Annotated in this window: 12 protein-coding genes; 1 reads left to right on the top strand and 11 read right to left on the bottom strand. The window is 53.6% G+C overall.

The genetic code is table 11. From position 1 onward, the window contains the following. Positions 1 to 20: 20 nt before the first annotated feature. The 8 genes from fabG to VF260_06960 form a co-directional block, all read right to left on the bottom strand. The gene (gene fabG, locus VF260_06995) at positions 21 to 761 is read right to left on the bottom strand and encodes a 3-oxoacyl-[acyl-carrier-protein] reductase (protein ID HEX7056929.1); all 741 of its coding nucleotides are present in this window, start codon (positions 759 to 761) and stop codon (positions 21 to 23) included. A 52-nt stretch (positions 762 to 813) separates the two neighbouring features. Then, on the bottom strand, positions 814 to 1,746 hold the full coding sequence (fabD, locus tag VF260_06990) for an ACP S-malonyltransferase (protein ID HEX7056928.1): 933 nt from the start codon (positions 1,744 to 1,746) through the stop codon (positions 814 to 816). 20 nt (positions 1,747 to 1,766) lie between these two features. Continuing rightward, positions 1,767 to 2,753 carry a beta-ketoacyl-ACP synthase III gene (locus tag VF260_06985; protein ID HEX7056927.1) on the bottom strand — a complete coding sequence of 329 codons (987 nt, stop codon included), beginning with the start codon at positions 2,751 to 2,753 and terminating at the stop codon, positions 1,767 to 1,769. 11 nt (positions 2,754 to 2,764) lie between these two features. Next, the gene (gene plsX / locus VF260_06980; protein ID HEX7056926.1) at positions 2,765 to 3,751 is read right to left on the bottom strand and encodes a phosphate acyltransferase PlsX; all 987 of its coding nucleotides are present in this window, start codon (positions 3,749 to 3,751) and stop codon (positions 2,765 to 2,767) included. Beyond that, positions 3,735 to 4,346 (bottom strand): transcription factor FapR, encoded by a 612-nt coding sequence (fapR, locus tag VF260_06975; protein HEX7056925.1) that lies wholly within the window; start codon positions 4,344 to 4,346, stop codon positions 3,735 to 3,737. The genes plsX and fapR overlap by 17 nt, the downstream gene beginning before the upstream one ends. A 139-nt stretch (positions 4,347 to 4,485) precedes the next feature. Continuing rightward, positions 4,486 to 4,659 carry a 50S ribosomal protein L32 gene (gene rpmF, locus VF260_06970; GenBank protein HEX7056924.1) on the bottom strand — a complete coding sequence of 58 codons (174 nt, stop codon included), beginning with the start codon at positions 4,657 to 4,659 and terminating at the stop codon, positions 4,486 to 4,488. A gap of 24 nt (positions 4,660 to 4,683) precedes the next feature. After that, complete coding sequence (locus VF260_06965) at positions 4,684 to 5,202, bottom strand: DUF177 domain-containing protein (GenBank protein HEX7056923.1); 519 nt, start codon at positions 5,200 to 5,202, stop codon at positions 4,684 to 4,686. 82 nt (positions 5,203 to 5,284) lie between these two features. Further along, complete coding sequence (locus tag VF260_06960) at positions 5,285 to 6,454, bottom strand: SepM family pheromone-processing serine protease (GenBank protein HEX7056922.1); 1,170 nt, start codon at positions 6,452 to 6,454, stop codon at positions 5,285 to 5,287. Between the two features lie 93 nt (positions 6,455 to 6,547). Here VF260_06960 and VF260_06955 point away from each other — a divergent pair, with 93 nt between their 5' ends. Beyond that, complete coding sequence (locus tag VF260_06955) at positions 6,548 to 7,807, top strand: nucleoside recognition domain-containing protein (GenBank protein ID HEX7056921.1); 1,260 nt, start codon at positions 6,548 to 6,550, stop codon at positions 7,805 to 7,807. 2 nt (positions 7,808 to 7,809) lie between these two features. On the opposite strand, the gene coaD is transcribed toward VF260_06955, so the two are convergent. The 3 genes from coaD to VF260_06940 form a co-directional block, all read right to left on the bottom strand. Next, on the bottom strand, positions 7,810 to 8,307 hold the full coding sequence (coaD, locus tag VF260_06950) for a pantetheine-phosphate adenylyltransferase (GenBank protein HEX7056920.1): 498 nt from the start codon (positions 8,305 to 8,307) through the stop codon (positions 7,810 to 7,812). After that, a complete protein-coding gene (gene rsmD / locus VF260_06945; protein ID HEX7056919.1) occupies positions 8,304 to 8,867 on the bottom strand; it encodes a 16S rRNA (guanine(966)-N(2))-methyltransferase RsmD in 564 nt (187 codons plus the stop codon). The genes coaD and rsmD overlap by 4 nt, the downstream gene beginning before the upstream one ends. Before the next feature lie 530 nt (positions 8,868 to 9,397). Next, on the bottom strand, positions 9,398 to 9,671 hold a 274-nt coding region (locus VF260_06940; protein HEX7056918.1), incomplete at its 5' end, for a TatD family hydrolase.

Here is a 9,671-nt window from a genome sequence, read left to right as displayed (position 1 = left end):
AAAACAAAATGCCATAGCCTTTACATGACCATGCCCCCGTCGACGACGAGCGTTTGTCCCGTCATGTAGGAAGCCGCCGGCGACGCCAAAAACACCACAACTCCGGCAATGTCGTCCGGTTCGCCGAATCTCCCCAAAGGTATTTGTCCCTTCATCGTTTCTTTCAGGTCAGCCGGCAGTTTATCGGTCATTTCCGTGGCGATAAATCCGGGCGCGACGGCATTGACCGTAATGCCCCGCGAAGCAAGTTCCCGCGCCGTCGATTTTGTGAGCCCGATCACGCCCGCCTTGGCCGCAACATAGTTCGCTTGCCCCGCGTTGCCGATAACGCCGACGACGGAAGAAATATTAATAATCGTGCCGGAGCGCTGCTTCATCATCGGCCGCGCGGCTGCCTTGGTGCAATTGAACACGCCTTTCAGATTTGTATGAATAACTTCGTCGAATTCTTCTTCTTTCATTCGCATTATTAAATTGTCCCGCGTTATGCCGGCGTTATTCACCAAAATATCGACTTTGCCGAATGTTTCAACAACGCTTTTTACCAACTGTTCAGCTTGTTGGGCGTTGCCGACATCGGCGCGGAATTTCTCCGCCTTGCGGCCAAGCCCGCGAATGATTTCCACGACTTCCGCCGCCGCTTGCTCGCTGCCGGCATAGTTTACGGCGACTTCCGCGCCCGCTTTGGCAAGCGCAAGCGCGATCGCCCTGCCGATGCCCCTTGACGAACCTGTCACCAACGCTACTTTTCCTTTAAGCATCATACCCTCCCGCCGCTATAGCGGCTTTTGCAAAAATATTCTTTTTTCGCGATTACACGTTTGCGTGCGTTTGGGCAATCGCCGCAACGCTGTTGATGGCAATGGTCTTCACGCTGCGATCCACTTTTTTGATCAATCCCGATAAGACGGTGCCGGATCCGATTTCGTAAAACGTATCCACCCCTTGCGCGATCATCCATTTCACGCTGTCTTCCCACAACACGGGGGATACGACCTGTTTGACCAAAAGCTCGCGGATGCGGTCCGCGGCGGTTTCGGGAAGCGCCGTAACGTTGGCCACAACCGGCACCTTCGCATCGCTGAACGGCACCGCCGCCAACTCCGCGCTCAATTTCTCGGCGGCCGGCTGCATTAACGAGGAATGAAACGGCCCGCTAACCTCCAACGGTATGGCGCGCTTGGCGCCCGCTTCGCCGGCGCGCGCGATTACGGCGGCGACGCCTTCTTTTGTGCCGGAGACAACGATTTGTCCGGGGCAGTTGATATTGGCCATTTCCACGGCTGCTGTTACACGCGAAACATTTGCACAAAGATCCCGCAGCAAGTCGCGGTCGGCCCCGAGCATCGCCGCCATTGCTCCTTGCCCCGCCGGCACCGCTTGATCCATAAAAAGCCCGCGCGCATGCACGGTTTTCACCGCCGCGGCAAACGGCAACGCCCCCGCCGCAACAAGCGCGCTGTATTCGCCCAACGAGTGCCCGGCGACGAAATCCGGTTGTATGCCTTTGCTTTTGAACAGTTCAAAGTAAACATAGCTCGTGGTTAATAAAGCGGGCTGCGTGTAATACGTAAGTTTCAATTTATCCTCGGGACCGTTGAAAATCAATTCGCTCAATTTGAATCCGAGCAGATCGTCCGCTTGATCATAGATCGCTTTCGCCCGTTCCGCGGTTTCATATGCGTCTTTGCCCATGCCAACCGCTTGCGCGCCCTGGCCGGGAAAAACGAACGCTATTTTGCCCATATGTGCTTCCTCCCTTCCGCTTACCAGATCAGCACGGATGCGCCCCAGGTCAGGCCGCCGCCGAAGCCGACAAACAGCAAACAATCGCCTTCACGCACTTTGCCTGTTTCCACAGCTTCGTTCAAAGCGATCGGAATCGACGCGGCGGACACATTGCCGTACCGGTCCAAATTAATCATGCACTTTTCTTCCGGCAAGTCAAGGCGCTGCAATGCCGATTGAATAATGCGGACATTCGCCTGATGCGGGATGAGAAAATCCACTTCCTTTTTGTCGATCCCGGCTTTGCGCAACGCTTCTTCCGCCGCCGCCCCCATGATCCGCACAGCGAACTTGAACACTTCGCTGCCTGCCATATGGATGAAATGCTTTCTGTCTTTAACACTCTCCAAAGATGAAGGACACCGCGAGCCGCCCCCGGCTAGCTTCAGCAGTTCGCCGCCCGACCCGTCCGCGCCTAGCTCGAAAGAGCGGAATCCTCTTCCGGCCGGAACCGGGCCCAGCACGGCTGCGCCGGCGCCGTCGCCAAATAAAATGCAGGTGTTGCGGTCCGTGTAATCCGTAATGCGCGATAACGTTTCCGCGCCGATGACGAGGGCGTATTTATACATGCCGGTGGCAATCATATTGGACGCGGAAGCAAGTCCGTAAATAAACCCGGAGCATGCGGCGGACAAATCGAATGCGGCCGCTTTTTTGGCGCCGAGCCGCGCTTGCAGCAAACAAGCCGTGGCGGGAAAAACCGTATCCGGCGTAATCGTCGCGACGATAATCAGATCCAGATCTTCCGCCGCAATCTTGGCGCGTTCGAGCGCCTGGACCGCCGCTGCATAGGCTAAATCCGACGTCGCCTCATCCGACGAGGCAATCCGTCTTTCCCGGATGCCCGTGCGGGTCACAATCCATTCGTTGTTCGTTTCCACCATCTTTTCCAGATCGCTGTTGGTTAAAATTCGCTCCGGCGCATAGCCGCCGGTTCCGATGATCCCCACTGGAATTAAATTCACGATTGTTCCACTCACTTCCTGGTAATTTCGGCCGCGATCGCCGGCACCAAATTGTTGGCGAGAGCCTTGCGGGCCTGACCGATCGCATTTTTAATCGCTTTTTCGTCGGAGGAACCGTGCCCTTTGATGCACACGCCGTTCACACCCAACAACAACGCGCCCCCGTGCTCGGTGTAATCGAGCTTGTTTTTAAATTTTTTCAGCCCCGGTTTCAATACCGCCGCCGCCAGCTTGCTCACAAACGAACGCGTAAATTCCTCTTTTAACGCAAAAAAAATGGCTTCCGCTGCTCCTTCCAACGACTTCAGCATAATATTCCCGGCAAACCCGTCGCAAACGAGCACGTCGCAAACGCCCCGCAGCACGTCGCGGGCTTCCACATTTCCGACAAAATTGAGCGAAGCCGCCTTCAGGAGCGGATAGGCCGATTTCGTCAGTTCATTGCCTTTCATTTCCTCCGTGCCAATGTTCAACAGACCGACTCGCGGATTACGGATTCCATGCACCTTATGCCGGTAAATGCTGCCCATGATGGCGTACTGGAGCAAATGTTGCGGAGCGGCGTCCACATTTGCGCCAAGGTCAATCGCCAGCGTGCCTTTGCCGTCCATCGTCGGAATCATCGGCGCGAGCCCCGGCCGCTCGATTCCTTCCATCCTGCCGATGACGAGCAATCCCGTAGCCATCAACGCTCCGGTGTTGCCGGCGGAAAGCATGGCGTCCGCTTCGCCTTCTTTCACCATGCGGCCGGCAACAACCATCGACGCGTCTTTTTTGCGGCGCACGGCCCGCGCCGGTTCATCGTCCGCGGCGATCCGTTCGGACGCGTGAACGATGCGGATGTTGGCATAATGCTTCGTTAACAGCGGCGCCAGAACCGCTTCGTCGCCGACAAGGCTTAATTCCATATCGGAAAATTCAGCCGCCGCCAGCATCGCGCCCTCCACAGTCACTTGCGGAGCGTTGTCGCCGCCCATTGCGTCAATTGCTATCCGCATGTTGCCCGCCTCCTTGTTGAGAATTTTTTAAAGAGCGAAAAATGACGAAATTTCCATGCACAACCAGCTCATCGCCGACGTAAATAAAAACCTCGACATTCGCTTTCATTCTTTTGCGGGAAAAATTGCGGACGTAAGCTTTGGCGATACATCTTTCTCCCAGTTTTACCGCCCGGATAAAACGTATTTCCGCGGTGAACGTCAAGGCGACTTCCACGTCGATAACCGCAACGGCGAGCGAGTTTGCCTGCGCAAACAAATGATGTCCGCGGGCGATTTTCGTGCGGGAAAAAACATGCTCCTCCTTGATTTCAAGTATGGATATGCCGCTTTTGTCCAGCTGCAGATCGATGATTTCTCCGATCACTTCGTCAGGCGGCAACGACCGCACATGATCGTAATTTTTTTCCGCCATCGATTTGATCCGTTCCCGCACTTCCGGAATGCCCAGTTCCATTCTGTCCAAACGGATCGTTTGGATGCTGACGTGAAATTCGCCGGTCAACTCTTCATCCGTGAGAAACGGGTTTGCCGCAATCGCTTCTTTTAATTGCTGTTGGCGCTCTTTTTTGGGTAAACGCTTGATCGTCAACACCGCCTTCGGCCAATCCGCTTTTATACGAAATTTTAATACCTGGTGCTAAAGCCAGTATATATAATTCCTTGCCAAAAAGGAAGTTAAACAGCATAAAAAAAGCATCCCACCTGCAGATGAGATACTCTTTTAACCAAAATTATTGTTTGACTACATCCTTTTTCCGGTAAGACCCGCAAACTTTGCAAACATGGTGGTACAGTTTCAATTCACCGCATTGCTCGCATTTTACCAATCCGGGTACAGACAGTTTGAAATGCGTACGACGTTTGTCGCGACGGGCTTTCGACGTTTTTCTGAAAGGTACTGCCATCATCCCACCTCCTTAATAAAGTCATCATTCAGATGATTTCCGATTAAAAAATTCCTGTAATCCGGCAAGGCGCGGATCCGTATGTTCTTCCTTGCATGCGCACTCATGCTCGTTGCGGTTTGCGCCGCAGATCGGGCACAAGCCTTTGCACGAATCGCTGCAAAGTGGGATAAAAGGAATTTCCAGAGACACATTTTCGAGCAAATACGGCCGCAAATCCACTTTTGCCGCCCGCACATATTCGACATCCGTTTCGGGATCTTCCGCCGCTTTGTCCGGATCATAGACGAAAACTTCAGCAAAGGAACTGTTGATTTGTTCCGTGAAATGGTTCAGGCAACGCGAGCAGGACAGCGTTAATTCCGTTTGCAAATTGCCCGTGACATGTACGGCGCCCGAAACATATGTCGCCGACAGATCAACCTTAAGGTTATCGGCCGAGACGATATCCGCATGCCGCTCGACAAATTCGCGCAACGCAATTTGTTCCGAAATATGAACGGTTTTGCCGGTTGCGGCCAATTCCTGAATGTTGACGAACATAAGGTCCACCTCGAACAAACAAAGACTATTATATCGGTTCAATTTCGCTTTTGTCAATAAAAACCGACGGTACGTTTATCGGTCATTTCGTTTTCGGACTTAATTTTTTCAAATATGCAAGCGCATCGTCCATCGTTTTGACCGGCACCACTTTCATTTTCGTGCCGATCGCCTTTGCTTCCGCCACGGCTTCGGAATAATTCAAAATCGGCGGATATTTCGGATCCTGAAACTTCAGATCCTCCGGCGCGAAAAAGATATCCGCTTTCTCCCTGTCCGCGGCGACAACCTTATGCCTGATGCCGCCAATTACGCCGACGTTTCCTTGCGGATCGATCTCGCCGGTTCCGGCGATGCGATATCCTTTTGTCAAATCCCCCGGCGTCAGTTGATTGAAAATTTCCAGCGAAAACATTAATCCGGCGGACGGTCCCCCAATATCGTCAACTTGAATGGAAACCTGTTTGGCCGGATCGTCCGCCTGCACACGCATCAAGTCGGCCGGCACAAGTCCCAGACCGGGGCGGGGTAAGCCAGGCTTCGCCTGCGGATCCTGCTTGGACAAATCGACCAGCACGATTGCCGCTGTTTTCACTTTTCCGTTCCTTTCAAAGGTAACGGTTACCGTGTCGCCCACCTGCTTTTTTTCCATAAAAGCATACACATCGGCGCTTGATTTGATCGCTGTGCGATCCAATTTGATAAGCTTGTCTCCGCTTTTCAGCACTTTCGCCACAGGCAGATCGTGAATGGTGCGGAGCACGACCGTTCCTTGCGTGACGACGTGATACGGCACTCCGGCGCGTTTATAGGCCGCTTGCATCGCATTGGTTTGCGAATCGATCATGATCATTTGCTGCCGCTTCGAATACTCGCTTTCGTTTTCGCCTTCGCTAAACACATTTTTCTTCTGAAGTATTTCCGTATGCGGCGTAACCGACGCATATAAATAGGAAAACAAATTTGCGTATGTCATCCGCACCGTTGTCAGCATGAAGGTTCCTTGTTCGGACGGATCGCCGTCTTGCACATGAATCATCGGCTTCACTTCCTCAGCCGTGCCCGGTGAAAAAATAACGTATTGCGTCGGCATAAATACAAGCACATAACTGCCGAGAATGGCGGCGATCGCGAAAAAAATCAGCCATCGCGTATACTCCGAGCGGGCACGCGGATTGCGGCGATGTCGGCCGCCGTTTACGTTTTGATTATCTCCGGCTAACTTATGAGCGTCGAATTCGGATTCATTCATGGCTCTCTTCCCTTCCCTGCGGCAAAAGCTCGGTCTAAAAGCAAGCGCCGCTTCGTAAACATGTACAAAAGCGAAAAAAGGCGGAATGATGCTATGGACAAGTTCCCGGCCGCTACCGCAAAAAAATCGGTCACCGCCCTGTTCGGAGCGGCAGTCGTTGCATTTGTTATCCTCATTATTTTGTTCCCGAGCAGGGCATTTCAGGCATCGCTATATGGTTTGCAAATTTGGTGGGAAATTTTATTCCCGTCACTGCTGCCCGTATTTGTCCTGACGGAAATGCTCTTTGCCTTTGGCATCGTCCGGGCGCTCGGCGTATTGGCCGATCCGTTCATGCGCTTTGCTTTCCGCCTGCCGGGCGAGTGCGGCCTGGCGTTCGCGGCGGGGCTTATTGCCGGATATCCCGCAGGCGCCGATGTCGCCGGCAGATTGTTTCGGCGCAAGCTGCTGACGCCCGGCGAAACGGAACGCGTCGTAGCTATGTCGCATATTGCCGGGCCGATGTGGGTATTCACCGCAATCTCCGTTGGCTTTTTACACCGGGCTGAACTAGGCGCCGTACTTTTTTTGGCGCAAGCGGCATCGGCAATCGCTATCGGGCTGTTCGGACGTTTCGCCGCAAACATGAGCGGGGAAAAACATCTCCGTCCCGCCGACCGTCCGCCCTTGCTGAAAAGCTGCCTTACCGCAATTCGCGAAGTCCGCAACGAAGACGGCCGGGCATTTGGCAAAATCCTTGGCGATGCCGTTTTGACCGCGGCGCAAAATCTGTTTGTCATCGGCGGAACGATGATGATCGCCGCCGTTTTTTTGGAAATGCTGCGTATGGCCGGACTTTTTTCGGCCATCGCCGGATATATGGCGTACGCTTTTCGTTTTGCCGGTTTGCCCGGACGGTGGGCCGGCCCGATTTTAACCGGAGCGGTCGAAGCCAATCTCGGCGTGTTTGCGATCGGCCAGGACATATCATCCACACAGCTCGCCCAGACCGCCATTGCCGCCGGCATCCTCGCATGGAGCGGCTTTGCCGTGCATGCCCAGGTCAAGAGCATCGTCGGCGCCAATGCGTTTCACTACGGCCGCTTTCTTCTTGCGCGGCTCGTACACGCCGCGCTCGCTTTTCTTTTTACGCTCTTGCTCTATCGCCCGATTACGCATTGGCTTTACGGCAGTCCCGGCGCATTGCAGGCTTTCCGCGCTGTTGTCGCAAGCCCGAACCTTTCCGCCGCGGCTTCCCCGCTTTTCGCGCAAGGCGCCATCTGGTTGTTAGGCCTGAGCGCGGCTGTTTCCTGGCTTGTTTTTTTGCTTGCAAGTGCGGGCTTTATCAGGATGTGCCAGCCGCGACCCAAATAACCTTATTTCGCGAATTTGCTTTTCAGCGCTTTTTCCACTTCCGGCGGGACCAGCTCTGTAACCGGTCCGCGAAACCGCGCGATTTCCCGAACGATGCTGGAGCTTAGGTACGAATATTTGGGATTTGAAGTCATAAACAGCGTTTCCACATGGCCGATTTGCCTGTTCATGGACGCCAGCTGCAATTCATACTCGTAGTCGGAAACCGAGCGCAGTGCGCGCACAATAACGGTTGCTTGCTTGGTTTCCATATAGCGGATCAAAAGATCGCTAAAACTGTCCACTTCCACGTTGGGAATATTTTTCGTTACCGCTTGCAGCAGTTCGGTTCGCTCATCCACAGTAAACAACGGGGCTTTGCTCGAATTGTTCAGCACCGCCACGATGAGATGATCAAATATGTCCGCGGCACGGTGAATGATGTCCAAATGCCCATACGTAATGGGATCAAAGCTGCCTGGATAAACCGCGATTACCGGATCTTTATTCGTGTTGCTCATTGATCACCACTCCAAAACTGATAGATGGAAACGGCGGTATCGCCGTATTTCCCCCGCTTGGCGAGCGACAAACCGCCTATTACTTCGGGATAATGGTGCCGGGCGTCATGCTCGATTACGATGACGCAGCCGCTTCGAATCATCGATAATTCCTGCATCGTGAGCAAAAGCGCATCCATCGTCTTTATTTTATAGGGCGGGTCTAAAAAGACAAGATCGAACCGCAATCCCCGTTTAGCCATCGTTTTTATGGCACGGAAAGCGTCGTTCCGGTAAACTTCCGCACGATCGGCAAGACCGGTGGCGCGCAGATTTGCGCGGATCGTTTCGATGCTTTTATATTCCTGATCGACAAAAAATCCTGTGTCCATCCCTCTGCTGAGCGCTTCAATGCCCAACGCGCCCGTGCCGGCGAAAAGATCCAGCACCACTCCGCCGGAAAAATATGGCCCGATCATGCTGAAGATTGCTTCTTTCACTTTGTCGGTCGTCGGGCGGGTGCCCATTCCCGGGACGGATTTGAGCGGCCTGCCCCGCGCAATGCCGGATACAACCCGCAAGTGTCGTCACTCTCTTCCAATTTTCTTACCATCGTAACACATTTCCTGGCAGGAAGGAAACCGTATGGCAATATCAATCCGACGGCAGCGGATTGGCTCCGCCATTTCGCCCATGCGTCTGCCGGATGAAAAATTATCGTTTGCCATGTATAAAATACGCAAACCCGGCAATCATTTAGATATCGGCATGAAAATGTCGGTAGACAACCGCGGAGAAGACTTACGTTTCCCCATAAGTTCTTCATCCGGTTTCTCCTCTCCCATGCGAGGGCTGCGCAAGCAGCCCTCGAAAATGCAACGCCAAAAACCCAGCATACATGCGGTTTTTGGCTTTTTTTGCGCGGATTAATACAGATCATTTTTTCCGCATTGCCAACCACATCCGGAAAAATCGAAAGGACCGCAGCTTTCACAGCGGTCCCATATGCTTGAGATGGATAGCCGGGCGACGATCCGGGCCCCCTAACCGCGGATCATTCGGCAGGAGGCGGTTCCCCCGTTTTAGCGAAGCGCGGGGAGGCGCACAGGAATTAAAACCGGTAAAAGCGCGCCGCATTTTCGTATAAAGCCGCTTGCGCATCCTTCAGCGCGACGCCTTTTAATTCGGCGATTTTGGCGGCGACGCTTTTCACCATCACCGAATTCGTCATTTGTCCGGCAAACGGCCCCTCGAACGGCCACGGCCCGTCCGTTTCCGTCATGAGCAAATCCAACGGATACTGCCGCACCAAATTCTGAATTTCCGGCTCGTACAACACGTCCGGCGTAACCGAAATGCGATATCCCCGATCCATCATGCGCCGC

Source organism: Bacilli bacterium, assembly GCA_036381315.1.
Lineage (GTDB): Bacteria > Bacillota > Bacilli > Paenibacillales > KCTC-25726 > DASVDB01.
This window is presented reverse-complemented; position numbering and strand designations above follow the sequence as displayed.